The organism is Streptomyces sp. NPDC006339, assembly GCF_040612775.1.
Taxonomy (GTDB): Bacteria; Actinomycetota; Actinomycetes; order Streptomycetales; family Streptomycetaceae; genus Streptomyces.
This window is the reverse complement of the sequence record NZ_JBEXQW010000022.1, coordinates 18696-40847: the sequence shown is the minus strand read 5'-3', so window position 1 is coordinate 40847 and position 22152 is coordinate 18696. Positions and strand designations below refer to the sequence as shown.

At 69.6% G+C, this 22152-nt stretch carries 24 protein-coding genes; 6 read left to right on the top strand and 18 right to left on the bottom strand.

Annotation, left to right across the window (positions count from 1 at the left end; all coding sequences use genetic code 11):
- The first annotated feature begins 2 nt into the window (after nt 1-2).
- From ABZ135_RS19285 to ABZ135_RS19275, 3 genes are all read left to right on the top strand, one after another.
- Entirely contained in the window at nt 3-365 is a 363-nt protein-coding gene (locus ABZ135_RS19285) for a rhodanese-like domain-containing protein (RefSeq protein ID WP_356697258.1), read from the top strand.
- Nucleotides 362-1114 carry a sulfite exporter TauE/SafE family protein gene (locus ABZ135_RS19280; protein WP_356697256.1) on the top strand — a complete coding sequence of 251 codons (753 nt, stop codon included), beginning with the start codon at nt 362-364 and terminating at the stop codon, nt 1112-1114. Before ABZ135_RS19285 ends, ABZ135_RS19280 begins: the two co-directional genes overlap by 4 nt.
- A gap of 90 nt (nt 1115-1204) precedes the next feature.
- A complete protein-coding gene (locus ABZ135_RS19275) occupies nt 1205-1789 on the top strand; it encodes a rhodanese-like domain-containing protein (RefSeq protein ID WP_356697254.1) in 585 nt (194 codons plus the stop codon).
- 211 nt (nt 1790-2000) lie between these two features.
- Here the strand turns inward: ABZ135_RS19275 and ABZ135_RS19270 are convergent, their stop codons facing one another.
- The 5 genes from ABZ135_RS19270 to ABZ135_RS19250 form a co-directional block, all read right to left on the bottom strand.
- The gene (locus tag ABZ135_RS19270) at nt 2001-3017 is read right to left on the bottom strand and encodes a cation diffusion facilitator family transporter (RefSeq protein WP_356697252.1); all 1017 of its coding nucleotides are present in this window, start codon (nt 3015-3017) and stop codon (nt 2001-2003) included.
- A 233-nt stretch (nt 3018-3250) separates the two neighbouring features.
- Nucleotides 3251-4501 (bottom strand): MFS transporter, encoded by a 1251-nt coding sequence (locus ABZ135_RS19265; protein WP_356697250.1) that lies wholly within the window; start codon nt 4499-4501, stop codon nt 3251-3253.
- Nucleotides 4498-5637, bottom strand: coding sequence for a PLP-dependent cysteine synthase family protein (locus ABZ135_RS19260; protein ID WP_356697248.1), 1140 nt, complete (start codon nt 5635-5637; stop codon nt 4498-4500). Before ABZ135_RS19260 ends, ABZ135_RS19265 begins: the two co-directional genes overlap by 4 nt.
- Nucleotides 5638-6509: 872 nt before the next feature.
- Nucleotides 6510-7274, bottom strand: coding sequence for a CbtA family protein (locus ABZ135_RS19255; protein WP_356697246.1), 765 nt, complete (start codon nt 7272-7274; stop codon nt 6510-6512).
- A gap of 15 nt (nt 7275-7289) precedes the next feature.
- Nucleotides 7290-7511 (bottom strand): CbtB domain-containing protein, encoded by a 222-nt coding sequence (locus ABZ135_RS19250; protein ID WP_356697244.1) that lies wholly within the window; start codon nt 7509-7511, stop codon nt 7290-7292.
- 258 nt (nt 7512-7769) lie between these two features.
- On the opposite strand from ABZ135_RS19250, the gene ABZ135_RS19245 reads away from it, so the two are divergent.
- Nucleotides 7770-8363, top strand: coding sequence for a histidine phosphatase family protein (locus ABZ135_RS19245; RefSeq protein WP_356697242.1), 594 nt, complete (start codon nt 7770-7772; stop codon nt 8361-8363).
- A gap of 32 nt (nt 8364-8395) precedes the next feature.
- Here ABZ135_RS19245 and ABZ135_RS19240 read toward each other — a convergent pair whose 3' ends face one another.
- The 10 genes from ABZ135_RS19240 to ABZ135_RS19195 form a co-directional block, all read right to left on the bottom strand.
- Complete coding sequence (locus tag ABZ135_RS19240; protein WP_356697240.1) at nt 8396-9133, bottom strand: DUF1775 domain-containing protein; 738 nt, start codon at nt 9131-9133, stop codon at nt 8396-8398.
- 15 nt (nt 9134-9148) lie between these two features.
- Nucleotides 9149-9790, bottom strand: coding sequence for a hypothetical protein (locus ABZ135_RS19235; RefSeq protein WP_356697238.1), 642 nt, complete (start codon nt 9788-9790; stop codon nt 9149-9151).
- Between the two features lie 102 nt (nt 9791-9892).
- On the bottom strand, nt 9893-10348 hold the full coding sequence (locus ABZ135_RS19230; RefSeq protein WP_356697236.1) for a DUF3093 domain-containing protein: 456 nt from the start codon (nt 10346-10348) through the stop codon (nt 9893-9895).
- A 35-nt stretch (nt 10349-10383) separates the two neighbouring features.
- The gene (locus ABZ135_RS19225; protein ID WP_356697234.1) at nt 10384-10809 is read right to left on the bottom strand and encodes a carbonic anhydrase; all 426 of its coding nucleotides are present in this window, start codon (nt 10807-10809) and stop codon (nt 10384-10386) included.
- A 107-nt stretch (nt 10810-10916) separates the two neighbouring features.
- Nucleotides 10917-11585: a thioredoxin domain-containing protein gene (locus tag ABZ135_RS19220; protein ID WP_356697232.1), complete on the bottom strand. Its 669-nt coding sequence runs from the start codon at nt 11583-11585 to the stop codon at nt 10917-10919.
- Entirely contained in the window at nt 11582-13630 is a 2049-nt protein-coding gene (locus ABZ135_RS19215) for a cytochrome c oxidase assembly protein (RefSeq protein ID WP_356697230.1), read from the bottom strand. Before ABZ135_RS19215 ends, ABZ135_RS19220 begins: the two co-directional genes overlap by 4 nt.
- Nucleotides 13620-14243: a copper resistance CopC family protein gene (locus tag ABZ135_RS19210; protein WP_356697228.1), complete on the bottom strand. Its 624-nt coding sequence runs from the start codon at nt 14241-14243 to the stop codon at nt 13620-13622. Before ABZ135_RS19210 ends, ABZ135_RS19215 begins: the two co-directional genes overlap by 11 nt.
- 83 nt (nt 14244-14326) lie before the next feature.
- Nucleotides 14327-14920, bottom strand: a complete 594-nt coding sequence (locus ABZ135_RS19205) for a hypothetical protein (protein ID WP_356697226.1) — start codon at nt 14918-14920, stop codon at nt 14327-14329.
- 293 nt (nt 14921-15213) lie between these two features.
- Nucleotides 15214-15870 (bottom strand): DUF305 domain-containing protein, encoded by a 657-nt coding sequence (locus ABZ135_RS19200; RefSeq protein ID WP_356697224.1) that lies wholly within the window; start codon nt 15868-15870, stop codon nt 15214-15216.
- Nucleotides 15867-16514, bottom strand: coding sequence for a DUF3105 domain-containing protein (locus tag ABZ135_RS19195; protein ID WP_356697223.1), 648 nt, complete (start codon nt 16512-16514; stop codon nt 15867-15869). Before ABZ135_RS19195 ends, ABZ135_RS19200 begins: the two co-directional genes overlap by 4 nt.
- A gap of 957 nt (nt 16515-17471) precedes the next feature.
- Here ABZ135_RS19195 and ABZ135_RS19190 point away from each other — a divergent pair.
- A complete protein-coding gene (locus tag ABZ135_RS19190) occupies nt 17472-17840 on the top strand; it encodes a BlaI/MecI/CopY family transcriptional regulator (RefSeq protein ID WP_356697221.1) in 369 nt (122 codons plus the stop codon).
- Between the two features lie 122 nt (nt 17841-17962).
- Nucleotides 17963-18748 carry a M56 family metallopeptidase gene (locus tag ABZ135_RS19185; RefSeq protein WP_356697219.1) on the top strand — a complete coding sequence of 262 codons (786 nt, stop codon included), beginning with the start codon at nt 17963-17965 and terminating at the stop codon, nt 18746-18748.
- Between the two features lie 320 nt (nt 18749-19068).
- Here ABZ135_RS19185 and ABZ135_RS19180 read toward each other — a convergent pair whose 3' ends face one another.
- The 3 genes from ABZ135_RS19180 to ABZ135_RS19170 form a co-directional block, all read right to left on the bottom strand.
- Nucleotides 19069-20106, bottom strand: a complete 1038-nt coding sequence (locus ABZ135_RS19180) for an NlpC/P60 family protein (protein ID WP_356697217.1) — start codon at nt 20104-20106, stop codon at nt 19069-19071.
- A gap of 331 nt (nt 20107-20437) precedes the next feature.
- On the bottom strand, nt 20438-21079 hold the full coding sequence (locus ABZ135_RS19175) for a copper resistance CopC family protein (protein WP_356697215.1): 642 nt from the start codon (nt 21077-21079) through the stop codon (nt 20438-20440).
- A gap of 117 nt (nt 21080-21196) precedes the next feature.
- On the bottom strand, nt 21197-21865 hold the full coding sequence (locus tag ABZ135_RS19170) for a hypothetical protein (RefSeq protein WP_356697213.1): 669 nt from the start codon (nt 21863-21865) through the stop codon (nt 21197-21199).
- Nucleotides 21866-22152: the final 287 nt, after the last annotated feature.

Below are 22152 nucleotides of genomic sequence, written 5' to 3'. Positions count from 1 at the left end.
CCATGTCCCCCTACGGCCCCGCACTGGGCCGCGTCACCGCAGACCAGGCCGCCACGCTGACGCGCCCCGACGGCGACGCCGTCCTCCTCGACGTACGTGAGCAGCACGAATGGGACGCCGGCCACGCGCCGCACGCCATCCACCTGCCGATGAGGGCCCTGAACTCCGGCACTGTTCTGCCGACCGACGCCCAGCGACAGCCGCTCGTGATCATCTGCCGCTCCGGAAGCCGTTCCCGGCACGCCACGGCCCTGCTGTCCTCCCTCGGCATCGACGCCGTCGACGTCATCGACGGCATGCGGGCGTGGGCGGCCGCAGGTCTTCCCGTGATCGACGCGCACGGCAAGAACGGCTCGATAGCGTGACCACCCTGCTCCTCGCCCTCATCGCGGGCGCCGTTGTCGGCCTCGCTCTCGGGGGACTGGGCGGTGGCGGCAGCATCCTGGCCGTACCCGCTCTGATCTACCTGCTCGACTTCACCCCTGTCGCGGCCACCACGGCCAGCCTCGTCATCGTCGCTGCCACGACCGCGACATCCCTGTACACCCACGCCAAGGACGGCAACGTCCAGTGGCGCACCGGCATCCCCTTCGCCGCCGCGGGCATCGTCCCCGCACTGCTGGGAGGCACGCTGGCCGGCCGACTACCCGAAGCCCTCCTCACCGGAGCCTTCTCCGTGATCGCCTTCGTGGCCGCCCTGCGCATGCTGAAGCCACAGCAATCCGACGCCGACCGCAACCTCCTGCCCGTACAGCCGGCCCGGGCCGCCGCCACCGGTGCCGGACTCGGTGCGATCACTGGCTTCCTCGGTGTGGGCGGCGGCTTCCTTACCGTCCCGGCCCTGGTCAGCGTGCTGGGCCTCAAGATGAAGGGCGCCGTCGGCACCAGCCTCCTGGTGATCACCGTTACTTCCCTGGCGGCTCTCACCGCCCGCACCGGCACAGCGCACGGACTGCGCTGGGAGGTCATAGCCCCCTTCACCGGCGCCGCCATCCTCGGCGCCTGGGACGGCAAGCGCCTGGCCGCGAAGGTCTCCGGCGCCACGCTGCAGCGCGTCTTCGCCCTGGTCCTCGCGGCCGTGGCCGGCGTCATGCTCCTCGACGCGCTCACCTAGCGCCGCAGCGATCGCCCCGCAGCACCATCGGCACGAGAAGCCCGCCCGGCTTCGACACCACACAGACAACCCCACAAGGAGCTACACCACATGCCCACGCAGCCTCCCCTTGCCCTCGACGTCGACCAGGCCCACGGCCGTATCGACAGCATGACCGTCATCGACGTACGCACACCGGGCGAATACCGCTCCGGACACCTGCCCGGCGCCCACAACATCCCCCTGGACCACATCCAGCGCGCTCTGGTCACTCTCAAGGACGCCGCCACCCGTGCCGACTTCCTGATCGTCTGCGCCTCCGGCGCACGCTCCGAGAACGCCGCTAAGACCCTGGCCAACCACAACATTCCCGCCGCCACCCTCACCGGCGGAACCAACGCCTGGGCCGAACGCGGCCACGACCTCCACCACCCCCAGGCATGCGACATCCCACAGAACACGTGGAGCATGGAACGCCAGGTCAGGTTCACCGCCGGAACCATCGTGCTCATCGGCCTCGCCCTCGGCCTCCTCCACCCCGCCTACCAACTGATCTCCGCCGCCATCGCCGGCGGCCTCGTCTTCTCCGCCCTCACCAACACGTGCGGCATGGCCGCCGTCCTCGCCAAACTTCCCCACAACCGTCCTCGCCAGGCCGACCTCGACAGCGTCCTCGCCGCCCTGAGCCACCGATAGACAGCAGTGTGGACCGGGCCGCGGTGTGCGGGCCACCAGTCGGGGCGGGACGGGTTCGAGGGCACGGTCTCCCCGGGACAGCGGCGTGACGGCGCCAGAGGTCAACGCGAGCTGCCCCCTCGTGACATGGCGGCGGGTGTCAGGTGCGCCGTAGAGTCGGGAACCCAGGAGGCTCACGACTCGACGGCCTACGCGGAGGACGGCAGCGTTGTCAGTGCTCGTGGACTTCCACACGGTGGACGGGACCGTGCGGCTCTTCGCAGTGGCCGGCCCCTACGCCGACGAGTTCGGCCTCGTCGGCGTGGTCGACCTGGAGGGTGGTGTGGGTGATGCCGTACTCCGCGCTCAGCAGTTGCTTCAGCTCTCGCCGAGTGGTGTGGCAGTCGGCGTCGTCGTCCACGAGGACATGGGCGGACAGGGCGTTCTGTCCGGAGGTGATCTGCCAGACGTGCAGGTCGTGCACCTCGACGACGGACGCCTGGCAGACCAGGCGGTTGCCGAGGGCGTCGGGGTCGATGTGGGCGGGGGCGGCCTCTAGGAAGACGCGGCCGGACTCCCGGATGAGGCTGTAGCCGGCCTTGGCCATGAGGGCGACGACGACGAGGGTGGCGATGGCGTCTGCCTGCACAAAGCCGGTGAGCAGCACGATCAGGCCGGAGATCGCCGTGCCGATGAAAGCGAAGAGGTCGTTGAGAATGTGCTGGTAGGCGCCTTCGACGTTGAGAGATGTCCGGTTGGCCTTGGAGATGCACACGGCGGCGGCGATGTTGACGGCGATGCCTGCCAGTGCCGTGACCAGGACGAGCCCGCCTTCGACCTCGGGCGGGTCGATCAGACGTTCCACGGCCTCGTAGGCCAGCCATGCCCCGAGGAGGAGCAGGGTGAGGCCGTTGAGTTGGGCGGAGAGGATCTCGGCGCGCTTGAGGCCGTAGGTGAAGGCGCCCTTTGCCGGCCGAGCGGCCAGTCGCATTGCGATCAGGGCGAAGACGATGGACGCGGCGTCGGTAAGCATGTGGGCGGCGTCGGAAATGAGGGCCAGGGACTGGGCCGCGATACCGATGACCACCTCGATCGACATGAAGCCGCCAATTAGCACCAGCGCGATGGTCAGCCAACGGCGGTCCGCGTCGGCGGCCACCCCGTGGGAGTGCCCACCGTGGTCGTGTCCGTGACCGTGCTCATGGACATGGCTGTGTTCGTGATCGTGGCGGTCCGTGCCCTGGCTCATGCCAGTCCTCCCATGCCGTCGCGATGTGGATGCATCCGCAGTGAAGCGCATTGGTCCGGTACATGGCAAAGGCTGCATTGGTGACCGTTGTCATCTTGGCTGGATCAAGCGCTGACCTGCGGAAATTCTGTCCAGGACGGTGTCCACGCAAGACGCGCACTTGCCGTGGCGATCGAGGGCGCGGGCCGCCGCCACGACCCTGCGAGGTCGTGGCGGCAGCCCACCGCCAGATGTCATGCGACCGCGCCGACTGCCTCCCGGACCGTCAGCCGACCGCTGCGCGCGAGCGCCGAGACCGAGGCCGCGCAGGCGAGTCCGGTGGCCGCAAGGACGGCCCATGTCAGCCATAGAGCGTTGTGTCGTAGGGCGAAGTCCCACAGAGCTCCGGTGGCCAGATTGCCTAGGGTGATGCCCACGCCAGAGACCGTGTTGTAGAGGCCGTAGTGGGTGGCTACCAAGTGGTTGCCGGACAGGGCGACGACGGTGTCCATTTCGAAGGGGTAGACCACCGCGCTGCCCGCCGCGAGCAGGGCGACCGCGGCCGCGAGGGCAGTGATGACCAACAGCGTGGCGTCAAATGGGGTGAAGACGAGGGGCACGAAGGCCAGGCCCATCGCCGCGAGCCCCCGGACCAGGGCGTCGTGCGGGCTCCACCGCTGTTTGGCCCAGCCGGTCAGCCGCAGCTGGCCTGCGACCGCCACGGCGGCCGAGATGACGAAGAGACCGCTGGTGACGGAAGTTGCGCGCGTTCCGAGGGCTTCTGAGGCGGCCAGGGGGAGGGCGAGATAGACCTGGAACGTCAGCACGTACGAGCCGATCATCGCGGTCGAGAAGAGCAGGAAGGGCCTGTTGGTCATGACCGTGCGCCACTGAGCGAGCACACTCTCCTTCCCCTCTCCCGCCGCGTGACCGCCGCGGGCGGGCAGAGCACGCCATTGCATGAGGGTGAGTACGGCGAAGATGACGGCGGCAACCGAGCAGACAAGGCGGAAGTCGGTGGCCAGCAGGGCCAGTCCGACCAGGGGCCCGAGCAGCATTCCGGCCTGGTAGTACACGTTGAACGCGGCGAAGGCGTCCACGCGCCGGTCGCCAGCCTCCGCTGCCAGATAGGCGCGGACGGCCGGATTGAACAGGGCCCCCGCGAATCCGGTGGCGGCCGAGGCGGCGATCAGCGCGGGGAGACTGTCGACCCAGCCGAGCAGTCCGAAACCGGCGGTGCGGAGCAGGCACCCGGCCATGATCGGGAGCTTGTAGCCGTAGCGGTCGGCGAGCGTACCGCCCAGGAGGAACATGCCTTGCTGTGAGAAGTTGCGTACCCCCAGGACGAGCCCCACCGCCCAGGCCGCCAGACCGAGACCGCTGGAGAGGTGGGCGGCGAGGTAGGGCATGAGCATGTAGAACGCCAGGTTGATGGCGAACTGGTTGACCATCAGCAGACGTGCGGCGGGGGAGAAGGAGAGGGTCTGTTGCCACAGCGTCTTCATCGGGCGGCTCCCGTCAGCGCGCGCAGCTCGTCGTCGGCGAGCGGGTCGGTCACGTGGGTGCAACGCGTCCAGCAGTCGACGACCCGCTCGGCGGGATGGGCGATCTCGTCGGGCCCGTCGGCGGGGACGTGCCCTAGGAGGTCGTTGGCGCGGCAGTACGTGTCGTCGAAGACGGTCCCGACGTACCGCTGCGGGCCGTCGGGGAAGACGGTCACGATGCGCTCCTCCGCAGGCAGAACGCGCGCCAGCCAGCGGGACACGAGTGCCACGGCGCCGACGCTCCAGCCGCCGGTGGCGTAGTGGCTCCGTGCGAGGTGCCGGGCTGCCCAGACGGCCTCGGGCGCGGCGACCCAGTGGACCTCGTCGAAGAGGCCGTAGGCGACGTTGCGGGGGTAGATGCTGCTGCCGAGACCGCGCATGAGTCGTGGCCCAGCCGGTTGGCCGAAGATCGTGGAGCCGGTCGTGTCGACGCCGACGACCCGCAGGCCGGGGTAGAAACCGCGCAGTACCGAGGCGATGCCGGCGGAGTGGCCACCGGTGCCGACGGCGACCACGAGGGTGTCGATGCGACCCAGTTGGGCGACGAGCTCATGCGCGAGTGCGGCGTACGCGGCCACGTTGTCCGGGTTGTTGTACTGGTCGGGGCACCAGGCGTCGGAGTGGACGCCGAGGAGCTCGTCGACCCGCTCGCGGCGGGCCTGCTGCCACCCACCGTCCGGATGGGGGGTGGTCACCAGGTCCACCTCGGCACCGTGGGCAGTGAGCAGCCCGGTCATCAGCGGCTCCATGCCGGGATCGGTGACCACGGTTACCGGGTGGCCGTAGGTGGCGCCGGCGAGCGCGAGCCCGAGGCCGAGGGTGCCCGACGTGGACTCCACGATCCGGGCTCCGGGAAGCAGCTGCCCGCGTTCCCTGGCCGCGCGGACCATGTGCAGGGCGGCGCGGTCCTTGATGCCGCCGGGGTTGTGACCTTCGAGTTTGGCCCAGAAGCCGCGGCCCTCGGCGGTGAACGGTTCGCCGATCCATAGCAGTGGTGTGTCGCCGACCAGCCCGCCGGGGGTGTGCTGGGGGCGCTTGGCGTCGGTCAGGATCTGTGCCGGGGCGGCGAGGGCGGGGGTGCGCGTGAGGTGGTTCATGGCGTGCTTCTCCCGCGGCCGACGGGTGTTCGGGGTGTGTCGGTCGCTGTGTTTGAAGGAGGATGACCTGGGTGGCTGACGCTCGCCGGAGAAGCGGGTGCGTACACCCGCGTTTGCCCGGCGGCTCAGACTCCGATCAGGTTCTCCACACGCTCAGGCAGGCTTGCGTCGGAGCAGTGCGGCCACCGCTGTGACAATGGGGAATTGGGCCGTTCGCCTTCGGGCTGCCTGGCCCGTCGTGGGTGCTTCCGATGAGGAGCTCGACCGCCGGAGCGGCGGGGGTCACGCTGTCTCGGGCCTGTTGCACGGTCGGTTCGTCACCGCCGGGGCAGGGCGGCTGCCGGTCTTCAGCGGGGCCCGCCGCCACCACGTTCGGATGCCTGGGCGGCACCGGCGCCTCCAGCGCGGTGGCGACAGTGGCGAGCGGCGTGTCTGTACGGGGCGTGGCCGACGGGGCCGGCCCATGGGAGCAGCCCAGCAGGTGGAGCAGGGCGGCGAGCAGCATCACAAGCGCCGCCCCGGCCTGCAGCGCGGGGCGGGGAACGCGAGGGAGCACCCGGACCACCATGAGCACAGAAGGTAATCGATCGTGTGCATAAAGTTCGCGTGAAGTAACGCGTGGATCGCAGACGGAAGGAGCGGCGGAGAGCCCGCGATCCTTGGCAGGAACGCGGTCCACGGCGGCGACTGCTGTGCGTCAGAATTTATTCGGCGACCACCGGAACGGGTGAATTCTGTGCTGCAGAGCCCCTGGGTTTCCGTTGACGTGATGCCCGCTGGCCTGCGAACGGTGACCTCTGAGGACAGGAACAAGCCGGACCTGCCGAGCGCGCCCTCGGCAGGTCCGATACGGAATTGGCGTTGATGTGACGTCAGCCGACGGCTGCGGTGAGCTTCGGGGTCTCGCCTGTCATGGTGGTGGGCTGCGGAGTGACGACTCGTTCGGCGAGGTAGCCGAAGAGGAGGCCGAAGGTCGCCCACAGAAGCGCCTGGATGCCCAGCGACGCCATGCGGAACTCCCACAGGTCCGTGGCGGGGAAGCCCTTTGGGACATTGTCCCCGGCCGGGAGGAAGACCATCGCGACCGCGGTCGCGGCGACGAAGCCCGCCGTCGCGGCGATGGAGGCGTTCCAGTTGCCCCAGCGAGGGCCGAGGTGGCGGCCGAGCAGAACCGCCGCGATGCCCAGCAGCACGGTGAGGGCGATCATCAGGAAGTACAGGGCCGTCCGCTGGTCGAGCGTGTCGGGGTCGCCGACGGCGGGCGGGTTCGCCGGGTACTTCAGGATAGGCACGAGGTAGAGGGTGAGGAACGCGCCGAGCGCGACCAGTCCGGACGTCGCCCTGGCGCCGAACCGTCCTATCCGCCCCAGCGCGAAACAGAACGCGAGGGCGGCGATGCCTCCGACCGCCACGCCGAAGACGAGGACGCCCGTGGCGAGACCGGCGGTTGACTGGACCGTCCTGCTGACGAGTTCCTCCCCGCCCATCTCGTGGGCGGCGCCGGCCTCTTCGAAGGCGATCGCTGCCTCCACCGGGCCTTCGCCCACCAGGTAGGCGAAGACGAAGGCCACGAGACCGGCGCACAGGCCGGCAAGCATGCCCCGAACCAGCAAGGCACGAACAGTTCTGGAGTTCATGGGTGTTCCCCCGTCTCAGTGGCAGGGGAAGCCGAGCAGGTGCCGGCCGTCGTGGACCCACTCGTGGACACCTTCGCCGGAGAACACCGCGAGAGCTCCCTGCTCCGCGCCGACGAAGTAGAGCAGGACCAGCATCAGCAGGCCGACGAACACGGCCCAGGGGAGTACTGCTCGGATCGGCAGGGGCGCCGGGGTGGGCAGGGAGACGGGGGCAGGGGCGGCAGTGGACTGCGCCATGGCGAGACCTCCTCGGGAACTACGCGTCCCGCATCGTGTGGAGCACTCGACGACAGCATCGGGTCTGACTCACCACCGCCTCTATGGAGGGGTGGCACACAGTGGCGCGACCGTGCCGGGTTTGCACCGGGCTTCCGTAGCGCTGTCGTCCTTGTCGCCCAGATCGTACGGGCCACGCGGCTTTCGGCCAACATGGCGTACACCACCTACGATGAGCCGTCCCCACGGCAGGGGACACAGTGCATTGGGGGGACATCTGTGACCATCCGACTCACGCTGGTGGTCGCCGCGCAAGAGGCTGGAGGCGACCTGCGCTTCGGGAGCACGCCCGGTGCGCCTCTCGACCCACGAACGCTCCGGCGGGTGCGTACCTTCGCCGACCGGCTGCCCGCCTTCGCGCTTCGGTACATGGCGCCGTCCACGCGGTGCCGCGACACGGCTGCCGCCATGGGGTGGGACGGCACTGTCGTCGAACCCGCGCTTCGGGATCTCGACATGGGCAGCTGGCTTGGCCGGAGACTGGACGAAGTCGCGGCAGGCGACGCCGAGGCGCTGGCCTCGTGGATGAGCGATCCCGACGCCGCTCCACACGGCGGTGAGTCTGTGGGAGACGTGTGCGGTCGGGCCGCCGGGTGGCTCGAAAGGCTGCCGGAGAACGCCGGCCGGGTCGGCGCCGTGGTCGAGCAGGCCCTGGCGCGCGCAGCGGTGGTGTGCGCGCTGTCCGCGCCGACTGCGTCTTTCTGGCGCGTCGACGTGCCACCGCTGTCCGTCGTCGAATTGACCGGGCGGGCCGGCCGCTGGAACCTGCGGATGAACGCCGTCTCCACCCTGGCGCTCGGTGAAGACGGCTGACTCACCTTGAGGGACCGGCCAGCCAGCCGTGATCAGCGGCTTCCGGCTGAGCGCCGCTTGAGAAGCCACCAAGCGCCCGCACCGAGGACGGCGAGGACAGCCGCGATACTCACCACCATGAGCCCTGTCGAGTTTCCGCTGTCCTCCTCGGCGGCGGACTTGTCGGCGGGCTCCGGTGCCGCGGTCGGTGAGCTGGAGGTCGTCTCCGACGGGGTCGGGCTCGGCGTCGGACTCGTAGTGGTGGGGCTGGGCTTGGGGGCGACCGGGGTGGCCCCGGGAGCTGCCTTCTTGAGCTTAAGGAGCGGCGCCGGCTGCCCGGATCCGCCACCGCCGGGCAGTTCGATCCAGCGGGAAGTCTTGCCGTCGCTGTACGTCTCGACCGTCTTGAACGCGATTTCCTCGGCGTCCGGAAGCTGCCGGACGACGATCTTGTGTTCGGCGTCGACGCCTGCCTTGAGAGCGGGGCCGGCGATGGTGTAGCCGTCGGCGCTGGGAGCGAGGTTCCAGCCCTTCGGGCCTTCCTTGAGGACGACATCGCCCGGCGCGATGCCCTTTGGCAGAACGATGCGCAACTGCGTAAATCCTGCGGTGCCGGACTCCGCCTCGGAGGCGAAGCTGAGGGTCACGTTCTGAGCCAGTGCCTGCGGGGTATCGGCTTCGACCTCGGCGTGCGCGGACGCCGGGCCCGCCAGCACGAGGACGGAGGTCAGCGCGGTGGCGCCGACGAGTCCGATACGACGTGCCGCGAGGGCACGGTGACGGGTGGACATGGGGAGAGCTCCTTGTTACAGATGCCCGGTCGGATGGTACCGGCTCGGGCGGAGGGAAACGGGCTCCGGGGCGGGACGCCGCCCTGGTGGCCCCCTGCGCATCTGCGCGTTTTCCAGGAGCGTCGGTTCGCACACGGCGTCGACGGGAGCAACCGGGCGGGCCGTCGGCCGTTCGGGGACCGCTGCCGCACCGACAGTGCGGATCACCCAGGTGGTGACGGTGGCGGCGAGGCGTCGCAGGGATCGACGGGCGGCGAGCGCCGCGGTCACGCATGTGTCCGAGTGATGGAAGAGCCAGGCCACCACCAGCGCCGCCGCGACGTGGACGGCCGTCATCGCCGTCGAGGCGTGGTGCCAGGTGTGTCCGTCCCCGGCTGGCACGCCGGTGTGGTGGACGGTGGACATCCGCGGGTTCCAGGTGAGATGACGACCGGACGCGTCGGCTATCGCCACGTGCAGCACACCCTGCGAGACGAGTGCCCACGCGGAAACCGCCGCGAGTGAGAAGCGAACATGGGCGACGGGCAAGAGCACGAAGAACTGGCCCAGCGCGAGAATGACCAGGACATCCCATGGCAGTTGCCCTTCGAGCACCGTGTGGTGTCCCAGCGCCGCGAGCACGGTACCGACACACGCGAACGCCCCGGTGGGGAGCACCCCAGCCGCTCCGTTGCGCCCCGACGCCGCACCCCCGGTGACGGAAGCCTTCATCCGATCCCCCGCACGGTCATCCATCATTCACCTCGAAAGCTCCTGGCGTCAGACGGAGTCGCGAATCGCCTCCGCGAGACGATCGGGTGTGCGGGTGGAGATGTAGACGTAGGGGGTGGGGTCGTCGGGATCGACGACCTCGATGCGCACCGCGGTCGGGATGTAGGCACGCATGGCCATGAACGCGCGCAGATCCGCCTTGTAGGTACGCCAGGCGCGCGCCTCCTCACCGTCCAGGGTCTCCGGCTCGCCGAGTGCGGACAGCGGGATGCGGGCATCTCCGGCCACCAGAAGTCCGCCGACCACTCTGATCCGCATGGAACCCTGGGCGCTGACGATGAAGCCCGCCAGCGCGGTTCCCGCCGCCAGTCCGAGAAGAGCGGCGAGAAGCCCGAAGGGAAAGAAGACCAGACCTATGGAGATGCCGAAGAGGCCGGCGATCACCCACCAGGATCTGGGTGCGGTGAGGCGTTCGTCGTACGCGGGGGGCTTTGGTGTGGCCATGGACGTCACCTTGTCCTGGGGCGGTGGCGGGGTGTTCACAGAGGACGGAAGGAGCGGGCGCCCGGGCCGTACTGGAGTACGGCGCCGGTCTCGATTTCGTAGAACCAGGCATGGAGGCGCAGGGAGCGGGCGGTGAGTCTCCGCATGATGCTCGGGTAGCCGCAAAGCGCGTCGAGCTGGGCCACGGTGTGCCAGTGGCCGGCTGTCGAGGTTCCCGAGTGCTCTTCGGTGGCCTTCACTGCCTTGTCGACGACACCGCAGTCGGAGTGACCGCAGATCACGATGTCTGTGATCTCCAGTTCACGTACGGCGCGTTCGATGGTTCGCGACTCTCCCGTGGACTCGCCGGCCTCGTACTGGGGGACGACCCCGCCGTAGGTACGCAGTTCGTAGAGGTCCCCGGGTCGACTTCCGGTGAGGAGAGCCGGTACGACCCGGGCGTCTGAGCAGGAGACGAACATCGCGCGAGGCTTGCCCGTTCGCCCCGGAAGGCTGCCGCCGGACGCGGCTGACCGGGCCCGGAGGGACCGGGCCTGTTCGATGAGACACCGCACGAAGGGCTCCCGCGTCAGCCGGCCAATCGGGCATCGATGAACGCCTTGAACGCCTCGTACGACTGGGGCGTGGAAATCTTCACACCGTCGACGAGGAATGTGGGCGTCCCCTGGACCCCGAGCGCCAGGCCGTCCCGCTGGTCGGCCTTCACCCTTTCCGCTGTCTTCGGATCGGCGAGGGCGGCGTCGAACTTCCGCATGTCCAGGCCGATCTGCTGGGCGTAGCCCCGGAAGACGGACTCCTTTGACCCCTGCGCCTCACCCCACTCCTTCTGGGTGCTGAAGAGCTTGGCGTACATCTCCTCGAACCTGCCCTGCTGGGCAGCGGCCTCGGCTGTACGGGCGGCCAGCTCGCCGTTCTTGTGGCCCGGCATGGGGAAGTAGCGGGCAACGAACGTGACGCGGTCGCCGTACTCCTCGCGCAGCTTCTCGACGACCGGGTAGGCCGCGCCGCAGCCTTCGCACTCGAAGTCGAGGAACTCGACGATCGTCAGCTCGCTGCGCTTCGGCGTGGTCAGGCGATGGCTGTCGCCACGTACGGGAACGGCTTCCGCGGCCGGCTGCACGTTCAGGCCACCGCTGTCCTGCGCTTCCGGCTTGAACAGCAGGAAGGAGCCGAGTGCGACGGCGAAGGCGGCCATCATCACAGCAGCGACGATCAGGTTCTTCTTGAGCTTGCTCATGAGTCCTCGGTGGGGGCGGAGGTGGGCGTGGGGACGGAGCGCCGGTCGCGGGCGTGGAGACCGGCAAGGTAGGCGTTGTAGGCGGCGAGCGGGTCGCCCTCTCCGCCGCGGTCGATCTGACGGTCGACGCGCCGTGCTTCGCGTTCGTCGGACCGGACCCATTGGATGGCGAGCACGATGGTGGTGATGAGAACGGGGATGTCGCCGGTCGCCCAGGCGATCGCACCCGCGTTGTACTGGTCCTCCAGCGGATCCGGGACCCAGGGCCGGTCGAGGACGCTCCACCAGCCGTCGCCGATCAGGTCTGTCGCGCTCATCAGCGAGATGCTGAACCAGGAGTGGAACGGCATCGTCAGGATCAGCACGAAGAGCCGCCCCAGATGGGGAGGGCGCCGGGGGCCGGGATCGATTCCGATGATGACCCAGAAGAACAGCAGCCCCGCGCCCAGGAAGTGCAGCAGCATCACCATATGACCGAGGTGACTGCTCATCAGGGTCTCGAACAAGGACGTGAAGTACACGGCGAAGGCGCTGCCGATGAACAGCAGGCTCGCCACGGCCGGGTGGGAGATGACTCTGACGTAACGGCTGTGCAGGAGCTTCATCAGCATCTCGCGCGGGCCGTCCGGTTCGCCCTTGGGGGTGGAGGGGAGGGCCCGCAGGGCGAGTGTGGCAGGGCCGCCGAGGACGAGCAGGATGGGCACGGTCATCGCCAGGATCATGTGCTGGCCCATATGGACGCTGAAGGTGACCTTGCCATAGACAGCGAGCCCGCTCATCGTGGCGAGCACGGTCACGGCCAGACCGGCCAGCCAGGCGATCGTCCGTCCTACCGGCCACTTGTCGCCGCGGGCGCGTAGCTTGCGGACACCGGTGAGGTACAGCAGCGCGGCGGCGGCCGTGCCGAATGCGAACAACGGGTCGAAGTGCCACTGCGTGAACAGCGGCGTCCAGGGGAAGTCACCGAGGGGCGGCGGCATCGCGAAGCCCAGAAGCTCCTCGGACGGAGAGAAGGCGGCGTCCCCGGTACTTGGGGCGGGGGTGCGGGACAGGCCGACGGCGAGTCCGGTGGCCGCCGCCATGAGCAGGAGCTCCCCGGCCGCGAGCCGGATGAACGCACGCCTGCGGCCCTCGCGGAGCGCTGGCAAGGTCCGACGGCGGTGCAGCGAACCTATGAAGCCCAGTGCGGCGAGGGCCAGCGCCTTGACCAGCACCATCAGCCCGTAACCGCTGGTGACGAGGTCGCTGGGGGAGAGCCGGACGACGGCGTTGACGACGCCGCTGGCCGCGACGGCGATCAGGGCCCAGGCGGCGAGCGGGCTGAAACGCCGGACGGCATCCGCCGCCTGCTCCTCACGGCGCGCGGCGACGACGAGGAGGAAGAGCAGACCGCCGACCCAGACCGCGACACCCACCAGATGCAGGGCGAGACTGGTGATAGCGGCGTCGTGGTTGCCCGCAGCGGAGGAATGTCCGGTGAAGGCGGGCGGCAGCAGCCCGGCGAAGGCGACGAGGAGAGCCAGGCGGGCCCAGCGCGCGGTGCCGATGCCGAGGCAGAACGTGGCGATCAGGGCCGCTGCCCCGGCGCTCATGGCGTACGCGCGGCCCTGCGCGTCGGTGACGATGAAGTCGGCCACCACGGCGGGGGAGAGGATCTCCCCCACCGGCTGGGCGAACAGGTCCGAGAGGGTGAACACGAGCGTGACGGCCGATGCCGCCGCCCACAGTCCGGCAGCGCACGCGGCCCACGTCAGATAGCGCAGCTGCGCCGGACCGAGTCTCTTGCCGCCCGGCAGAAGGACGACCACGAGGAGCAGGGCGCCGATGGTGATCACGGCGGTGGCATCAGTGAGGGTACGGGCCGCGGGCAGGCCCCAGGCCGTGAGCTTCCCGGCGTCCTCGATGCCGGGAACGACGGCCGTCGCTCCGTCCCCGAAGCGGGCGACGGCGAGCGCGATGGCCAGGCAGACGAACAGCGACGCCATAAGGACGAGGGGCAGCCGGGGCAGGGTGCGAGCCCCGGGCGTCTTGGTCTCAGTCGCCATGACGGGCTCGCCTCCGTCGCACTGCGTAGGCGCTGAAGCCGCCGGCCACGATGAGAGCCCCGGCGCCCGCCAGTGCGGCCAGGCTCACGCCGGCGGGGCTTTGCGCGGGCGTGGAAGCCGCAGTAACCGGCGCGGTCTTCATCGCGATTGCCGTCGAGGTCGGGGCGTCGGGCCCGGCAGGGGCGCTGCCCGGGGACGCGCTCCCGTCGACGGGAGGCTTCGTCGCCTCGATGGTGAAGGAGTACGAGCCGGAGACCGGGTGGCCGTCCGCGGAGACCATCCGGTAGCCCACCGTGTAGCGGCCGTCGGTGATATCCGTCCTGAACGGGAGGGCGACCGACTTGCCCGTCACCTGCGGGGCGCCCTGTGCGGCGGACGCTCCGTCCGCGGTGGCGACGGCGACCTTGGCGTACTTCTGGTTCATCGGGTCGCTGAACGTCAGCGTCACCTGGGACGGGGGAGCGCTCAACAACGCCTCTCGCGCGGGACTGCTCGAATCGAGATCGGTGTGTGCCGCCGCTGGCGACGCGGCGAACGCTACGGCCGTGGGGGCCGCGGGTGCGATGAGGAGACGTGCTGCCGGGCGGGCGGCACGCCGATGCAATGCAAACATCGGAAGAAAGCTCTCTGCTGTCAGCCGGCGGCCTCTGCCGCCGACGGGGAAGGGCCGGCCTGTGGGTCCTCACCTCGCACCCCTCAGGGCAGGCAGGGACCACCGATCGGCATCGGCCGGAGAAGCGTGAATGGTTTCCGGAGGACACCGCGCTGGCGCGGCGGGGCACGCCCCTCGTGAAGGCGGGCCAGCATTGACGACCGCAGCGGTGACGTGCTCTCACAGAAAGCGGGCCGCGGGCCGGTTCCGCGCGAGGTGCCGAGGAGCGGCCACAGGAACAGCAGGGCGCGGTGCACGACCTCAAGCAGCGGCACACCCTGCCACAGCAGCTGCTCGCTGACACCGAGAAGTCGGGCGGCGAGCAGGACGGTGATCAGATGGCTTGCCAGAAGCACGCCCATCGGCGGCCCCGCCACGGCGTCATACTCGATGAACCACGACCAGTCCGCCGTCGCACCGGCTCGACCGGGCATCGCGGCGCAGGCCCCTGGCACCGAGTAGGCCACGTGATAGGCGAGCTGTGAGGCGGCGAAAGCACCGAGCAGCTGTGTGTCCGTGAGCCGTCGACGAGTGACGAACGCGGCTCCGGGCACGGCGACGACAGCCGCCGCGACCACCACGAGCCATCGCGGGGCGTGCCCCTGCGACAGCGCGTGTCCGGCGAGAGGCAGCAGCACACACAGCACGGCCAGGGCCCCGGCCCGCACACCACGAAGCAGGCCGACCGCCGGTGAGGCGGGGCCTGTCGGGCAGGGCGGTCGCATGAGGTCGGCCTTCGGGGAGTTCTTCAAGGGGTTGCCGGCGTCGGTCCGGGGCAGCGTATCCGTCGCCCCCCGCCAGATTTTCCGTCGGGGCGCCCGGTAACGCACTGGTACGTCCTCAGCTCCTCGCTCGGACCAGAGTGACCTACGTCCGGGAAGCTGGGGAACGGAAATGGTCCGACCGGGCCGGTACCCGGCCGGACAGCGACTCAGCTCTTTGCCGTAGCGCCACGCCGGGTGAGCATGTCGGCCATCAGGTCCATCTCCGTCTGCTGGCCGTTGACCATGGTCTGCGCGAGGTTCTTGAGATTGTCGTCCTCGACCCTCTCCACCGCGCCGCGCGCCATGTCGACGCCGCCCCGGTGGTGGGCCGTCATCAGCTGGAGGTAGAGGATCTCGGCGTCCTTGCCCTTGGCCTGCCGCAGCTTGTCGATCTCGGTGTTCGTGGCCATTCCGGGCATGAGGGACCCGTCCTTCGCCTCGTACATCGAGCCATGACCCATCCACGTCATGGGCGCGTCGCGAGAGGACTTGCTCAGCCCCCAGCTCTCCAGCCAGCCGAGCATCATGCCGCGCTGGGTCGCCTGGGTGTTGATGACGTCGTACGCCAGAGTCCTCACGTCCTGGTCGCCGGTGCGGTCCCGGACGATGAGGGACATCTCCACCGCCTGCTGGTGGTGAATGGACATGTCGCGCGAGAAGCCCGCCTCGGCCGATCGGTCGTCCGGTACCGAATCGCTCGTCATGCCGGTGGTGGTGTTCCACCAGACGGCGAGCGCTACCAGGAGCATGAGAGTGGCTCCGAGAACGACGAGCAGGGGTGTGTTGCGCTTGGTGACGCGGCTCTCATCAGTCTCGCTGCTCATGCCGGCTTGCCTCCTGTGCAGGCAGCGCCCGGCTCCGGGGTCTGCTTGCCCTGTACGTACTTGTCGAGGAACGTCTGGACCCGCGGGTCCGAGGCGGAGTCGACGCTGAGCTGCTTGCCCCATGCGGACAGGTTGATGGGGGAGGACTGCTTCGGGAACGGGCTCATCAACGTGTAGGGGGTCTTGCCGACCTTCTCCTTGAGGGCGCTGACGTCCTTGGCGTCCGCCTTGTCGCTGTATGTGATCCAGACCGCACCGTGCTCCAGCGAGTGGACCGCGCTGGTCTCGCTGATTTCCTTGTCGTAGGAGTCGCCGTTGCAGTTCATCCAGGCCGGATCGTGATCGCCCCCCACCCCGGGGGACATCTTGTAGGTGACCGGGGTGGTGACATGGTTGCGGCCCAGGTCGTCGAAGGACTTCTCTCCCTCGACAGGGGCAGCGATCGCTCGCTCCTTCGCTTCCTTGCGGGCCGACGTCACGTCGACCACATACCACCCGCCCCCTACCAGACCGGCGAGGATCACGCCGCTGCAGGTCCAGGTGATGATGCGGTTGCGGCGCTCCCGCGCCGCCTGGGCGCGGCGCAGCTCGTCCAGCTTGGCGCGGCGGGCCTCACGGTTCGTCTTGGCTCCTGCGGAACCCATGGCATGTCCTTGTCTCCACCGCGCGGACGGGCGGTGGTGCGAGTCAGAGGTCGGCGGAGTGCCGCTCGCAGGGCGAGGCGGGGCGGCACGGGGATCGGAGAGCGCGGACATGAGCCGTCAGGCCGCGCGAACCGGTCCTACGTCCGCTGGACCTGCAACTCGTACAGACCGGGAGCGTGGACAAGGACAGCAGCCGGACCGGACGCGCGGGGGGAGTCTGCCGTCCAGCCGGAGGCCGTAGCGTCCACCGGACGAGGCGGGGCGGCCGGAACGGGCCCTGAGGGGTTTCCCGCAGCGCCCGCCACCGGCCGGCAGTGCGTGTCCTCCGAGCCGTGCCGCATGTCGAGGCATACGTGGGCGAGAGTGCCCTGCCTGATTGTCGAGGGACTCTCGATGGCGGTGCTGGACGGCCTGCCGGCCGTCGCGGAGGGCAGTTCACCGGCAGGGTGGCCACACAGAGGAAGAACCCACATCAGTACAGCCAGCAGCGCACAGCAACGCAGCATGAGGGCGGCGGTGACGCTTGTCGCCGAACCTCGGAGTCGCTGTCGCGGGTGCATGACCGCAAATCGTATCCACAGACGTGCTGCACAGGGGACTCCGGAGGACTGCCGATCCCGTCACAACTTTGGAGAACGATCTCTGTCCGGCATGGGCGTCCTCTGGTGGAGCTGCGAAAGCGTGCTCTGGGCAGCTCGCCGAGGGCGACGCGAAGATCGCCGACCTGATGGCCGTCCGCACCGACCTGGCTGGCGTATGCCTGTCGGCCGACACCCCTCTGAAGATCACGAATGTTGAGCGCTGGTAATGCCCGGCGGTGTTGCCCCTTGCTCGGCGATGCGGCAGAGACGCGCAGGCCAGCTGTCGTTTCTTGCTCTTAGGCGGGCGTCCTTCGGCAGCTACCATGAGCGGATGGACCGCTGGTCGAGACGTCGGGCCGGCCCGAAGGGAGTGGGAGTGCGCCAGCTGGGTGAGCTCGAGGCGGAGATCATGGACCGCGTATGGTCCTGGGGCCGTCCGGCCACCGCGCGCGAGGTACTCAACGACCTGCTCAAGAAGCGGCCTATCGCCTACAGCACGGTGAAGACGGTGGCCGACATCCTCTGCGACAAGGGGATGCTGACCCGTGAGAAGGACGGCCGGGCCTGGGTGTACCGGGCCACCTGCACGCGACAGCAGTACACCGCCGCGCGCATGCAGGACGCTCTGAGCGGCAGCTCGGACGCAGCAGGCGTCATGGCCAGTTTCGTTGAACAGATCACCCCCGGTGAGGCCGAGGCCCTGCGCGCCGCCCTGCGTGCCGCCAAGAGGCGGCAGGCGCCGTGACGGCCCTGGCGGTTCTCGCGGCTTACGCCATTCTCGTGGGCGCCGTCGTTCCCCGTCTGCTTGCGAGGGCCCGATGGCCTCAGCGTGCGCCCCGACAGGCGGTGGTCGCTTGGCAGGCCCTGATGGCGACGTTCCTCGTCACTGTCGCGCTCGCCCTCTACGATCTCGTACTGACGGAGAAGCACGTCCACGACGGTCTTGTCGGCCTCCTCACCGCCTGCGGCCTTGATGCCGATGCCCCCCTGAGCGACTCCCGTCCGACGCTGCTCGAGGTCGCCGCTCTGCTGGCTCCGATGGCGTTCCTGTCGCTGCCTCTCTTTTGGCTGGTAAGAACCGTCTGGATCGCCCGCCGCGAGCGGCGGGATCACCTCCGCACGTTGGATCTCATCGGACGGGAAGTGCCTGAGTACGGCGCGAAGGTCGTGGAGTTCGACGTGCCCGCCGTCTACTGCGTTCCTGGCAGGAGACCGGCGGTCGTCATCACGCGAGGCGCTCTGGACGTGCTCGACGGCGAACAGGTCAAGGCTGTCCTCGAGCACGAGCGCGCCCACCTCGACGGCCACCACCACCTGGTTCACATGATCGTGCGGGCCTTCGCCCTCGCGTTTCCAGGACTTTCCCTGGCCCGGCACGCCGAGGAGCAGACCCGGCTCCTCCTGGAGATGATCGCGGACGATGGGGCTCTACGGCACCACACTCCCGACGCCCTGGCCACAGCGCTGTGCGAGGTTGCGGCCGGCCAGGCGCCCGCGCCGGCATTAGGCGCAGGCGGTCCGGGCACCCTGTTGAGGCTGTACCGGGTCCTCGAGCCTCGGCCGATCCCGCACAGGGCGGTCTGGCCGGTGATTGTCGCGCTCTCCGCAGCTGTCCCACTGTTGCCACTCGCCACGGCATGCGGACCTGTCTGAAGCGGCACTTCGTGGGTGAGGCCAGGAGTCCCGTCAGGCCGACGTAAGGCCGACTCTGCTACTGCACCTGCCATCGCTGCGTCACCTCTCACCGGTGCGACGCCGAGGAGCCCGTCCCGCCGGAGCAGGACCCGGAACTTCCTGACGGGTTCTGGCTCAACTTCAGTGGACCTGGTCAGAGGCGGCACCCTCGCGCTGGACAGTGCCAGGTTGGATGCGTTACCGACGAGACTCAACCCGCGGACAGTTGAGAGCAGGAACGACAGCTGTCGCGGATCCGCAGAAGCCGAGCCAGAGCCGGACGTCGTGAACCAGGCGATTTAGAGGCGCACGCCCCACATGAACGGCATGCCGCTGCGGGCGATCGACTCGTAGCGGACCTGAGCCCCGGGCTTGGGGGAGTGGAGGATCTGACCGTTACCAGCGTAGAAGCCGACATGGCTCAGATCCGTGCGCATGATGATCAGATCACCAGGCCGGAGGTCGCTCAGAGAGTTGATCCGGGTGCCGACATCGGCCTGAGCCTGGGAGGTACGGGGAATCGAGACACCTGCCTGCCGGAAGGCCCAGGAGGCCAGCCCAGAGCAGTCGAATGAGTTAGGGCCTGTGGCGCCCCAGACGTACGGCATGCCGACGCGGCTCTGGGCGGCGGCGAAGGCGGCGGCCCCGCGTGACGACGCGCTCTTCTCGTTTCCGAGTTCGACGCGGGCGCCGGCCCGGTTGGCGCGGTCCTCCTCAGCGCGGATGCGCGCCCGCTCCTTGGCGGAAAGTGTGTTCAGGAGTTCCTGGGCCTTCGCGAGCTTCTGCTGAACCTCGTTCTTCTTGCGTCGCTGCTCGGTGCGTGTGGCCTCGAGGTCCGCCAGCTTCTGGGACGCCTCCGTACGCTGCTGCCGCAGCGCGCGCTGCTGGTCCTGGAGCTGCAGCAAGGTGCTCACTTCGCGTTCGCCGAGGCGCTGCTGCAGGCTCGCTCGTTCCAGGAACGAATCCGGATCGGCCGACAACATCAGCTGCACCGAGGGATCAAGTCCTCCGCCCCGGTACTGCGCCGCCGCGATCGAACCGACGCGGTCACGCAGCTCATTGAGCTCGGACTGCTTGCGCGCGGCGGCGTCCCGCAGGCCGGCGACCTCCTTCTGGAGGGCGTCAGCCTTCTCCTTGGCGCCGTTGTAGTGCTCCGTCGCCTGCGTAGCTGCTTCGTACAGGCGCGCAACCTCCGCCTCGACGCCCTTCTTGTTCGGGTCGGGCAGGGGGTCGGCGGACGCGGCCTGCGAGGAGAGCACCACGGCCGCGGCGGCGGTTGTGGTGAGCATTCCCACGTAGCGGGGGCGTGCGGGTTTGGGGCGGCGATGGGAAGCCACGGTCGGAGCCAGCTCCTTCGTGCATGCTGCGGGGCGCGGTTGGCTCCTTCGGACGCGCCGGGAGAGCGGCAAGGCATCGAAGGAGCGAACGAATACTAAGACGCTTAACAGTTCTGGGGCAACGAGGGGTAGGTGATGCGCTGGAGATGCCCGTGGCGATTCTGCTTCAAGGTCCCTTCGGAGGCCGACGCCCCGCGGGGCGCCGGCCTCCGAAGAAGACGTCCGCAGCGATGCCGGCGCCGTGGCTCCGGGCACCTGCTACGAGCGTGGCGATGCCCGGTACGGGAGCCCAGAATGGCCGTCAGCCCAACCGTACTGGCGCGCGCAGAGGTCACCAGCCCGCGCCGTCCGGGCTCTTCCTGTGGCGGCGGACGGTGACGACCATCGCGGTGACCAGTACGACGAGTCCGATGCCGAAGCCGATTCCGATGGCCTTGAGGCTGGTGACCGCTCGCTCTCCGGAGGCGACGGCTGAGCGGGAGAGGGTGGCGGAGGAGGAGGGAGAGGGGGAGGACGCGGAGGCGGAGTGCTTCGGGGCGACAGGAGCGGCCGATGGTGTGGTCGGGGGCGCTGTGGCGGCGGGCCGCACGGTGAACACCGACTTACCCGAGACGGGGTGGCCGTCGGCGGACACGACCCGGTAGCCCACCGTGTACCGGCCGGCGCCGTTCGCGGCCTGCAGCTTCAGCGTGACCTCGCGCCCCGCCACAGCCGGAGCGCCGTCGCCGAGCGCGGCGCCGTCCGGTCCGGTGACGGCGAGCTGGGCGTACTTCTGTGTCATGGGGTCGCTGAACGTGAGCGTGACCGTACGGGGGACGGCGTCGAGGAGGGCGCCGTTCGCCGGATCGGAGCCGTTCAGGTCCGTGTGGGCGGCGGCTGGCGGGGAGGAGATCGCCAGCAGTCCGCTGACGGCAGCGGGAAGGAGAAGGGTGCGCACCGTCGTACGGGCGGCGCGTGGATGCCTGATGCGCATGGTGAGGAGAGCTCTCTGTCGGCCCCGGCACAGGACGGGCACGGGAAAGGACGGCGTGTCGAGGAGGCCGCACGGCGCGCGCCGACTCGCCCGCGTCGTGCGTCAGACGTCGTGGCGTCAGGCTGCGAGGCGGAAGCCGGTCACGGCCGGCGGCCGGAACGGGTTCGGGAGGACCACGGGCGTCGGAGGCGCGCGTCCGGGGCACGGGTACGCGAGGGCGGTGGGCCGTAGCGGAGCCACTTCGGTGGCAGGGGTGCGCAGGGGGCCGTGCCCGGCCGGGATGGCCGTCAGCAGAGGTAGCAGGGCGTGCAGGATCCGCTGGGCGGATTCGGTGAGGGGCCGGGCGTGCAGGAGCAGGGACTCGGTCGTGCCCAGCAGCCGTGCGGCTAGCAGCAGCGTGACGGCGTGGCCGCCCAGCAGCACGGGCGGGCCCGGTCCGGCGGCCGCGTGCTCGGTCAGTCCCGCGAGATGTCCGCCACTCGGTCTGTCGGTGAGTGCCGCGCAGGCGCCAGGAACCACGTAGCAGACGTGGTACGCGGCCTGCGCGCCGGCGAACGCGGCCAGCAGCTGGGTGTCGGCGAGCCGCCGCCGGGTGAGGACGAGATACAGAGGCACCGCGAGCGCGGCCTCGACCACGAGGACGAGGAGTCGCGGGGTGTGTCCTTGGAGCAGAGCGTGTCCGCCCACCGGCAGCAGGACGCACAGAACCGCCAGCACCCCGGCCCGCACCGCCCGCAGCGCACCGGCCCACGGCGGGACGCCGTGCGGTAGGAGGGAAGCGAGCATGACGGGGCTTTCGGAGGGGAGCGGTCGAGTCGGCCGCCGGAAGGGCCGCAATGGACGGACGAACGCAGCGTACCGGCCCGCCGTCGGCGCGAGTGCAGCGGCCGTGCTCGTACGAGGGGGACCTCACAGGTGGGCCGATCGGGTGTACGGCGCCTCGACGGCGTGCGGGTCCGGGACAGGCTGTTGGCTGCCTCTGCTAGGGCTGCGGAATGATCGATGCCTTCGAGGCCCTTGCCCGGGCCGTCCCGTCCCTCTCCGGCCGAGGGGCTGTGGGGGCGGGTTCCTGG